The 337-nt window shown below is 73.9% G+C and carries 1 protein-coding gene; it reads left to right on the top strand.

Features of this window, described 5'->3' with window-relative positions; translation table 11 throughout:
- Window positions 1-324: transporter associated domain-containing protein (locus tag BIU98_RS00120; RefSeq protein ID WP_302847957.1), on the top strand; the 324-nt coding region annotated here is incomplete at its 5' end.
- Between the last annotated feature and the right edge of the window lie 13 nt (window positions 325-337).

Genomic DNA, 337 nt, shown 5'->3' with positions numbered 1-337 from the left:
GTCGTCGACGAGTACGGCGGGAGCGCCGGCATGGTCACGCTCGAGGCCCTGCTCGAGGACCTCGTCGGCCGCATCCGTGACGAGTACGACGCCCCCGTGGCCGACGGCGACGGCGTGGACGGCGCGACGGTCCTCGAGGACCTGCACGCCGACGGCGGACCGGCCCTGCCCGACGGCGACTACGAGACCGTGGGCGGCCTGGTGCAGGTGCACCTGGACCGCGTCCCCGCGGTCGGCGACGTCGTGGAGGTCGGCGACCACCGCCTCGAGGTGACCGCCATGGACGGTCACCGCGTCGCCAGCGTCACGATCGCGTCCAGATGACGGACGGGAGGCT

Origin of the sequence: Curtobacterium sp. MMLR14_010 (assembly GCF_001865015.1) — a bacterium.
GTDB lineage: Bacteria > Actinomycetota > Actinomycetes > Actinomycetales > Microbacteriaceae > Curtobacterium.
The sequence above is the reverse complement of the archived record's forward strand: the minus strand, read 5'-3'. Positions and strand labels throughout refer to the sequence as shown.